1 protein-coding gene is annotated in these 291 nt (G+C 55.0%); it reads right to left on the bottom strand.

Annotated features, from left to right (window positions below; all coding sequences use genetic code 11):
• On the bottom strand, positions 1–231 hold a 231-nt coding region (locus J0A66_RS22935; RefSeq protein ID WP_024232937.1), incomplete at its 3' end, for a phage minor tail protein L.
• Between the last annotated feature and the right edge of the window lie 60 nt (positions 232–291).

The raw sequence follows: 291 nt of genomic DNA, 5'->3' as shown, positions 1-291 counted from the left end.
GGGGCGCGTACTGGTGCCTTTGCCATTCAGTTCAAAACCGCTCCCCTGAATGGGATACGGCTGATACTGTCGCCCCTGCCAGGTGACTGGCTCACCTTTTTCGTTCTGCTCATTACAGAAAAAATAACGTTCTCCACCGACCTCTGTCAGGTCGATTTCCCAGAGCACCACGCTGGCCGACTGCTCCGCACGGGTGCATTCATTCAGTGTTTCCTGCCGGATATCCTGCATCAGTTCACCACCTGTTCAAACTCTGCGCTGAACTCAACACGCAGCATACTGACCCGCGAC

It is taken from the genome of Bowmanella dokdonensis (assembly GCF_017254865.1).
GTDB classification, from domain to species: domain Bacteria; phylum Pseudomonadota; class Gammaproteobacteria; order Enterobacterales; family Alteromonadaceae; genus Bowmanella; species Bowmanella dokdonensis.
Note: the sequence above shows the minus strand (reverse complement) of the source record. Positions and strands in the feature narration are given on the sequence as shown.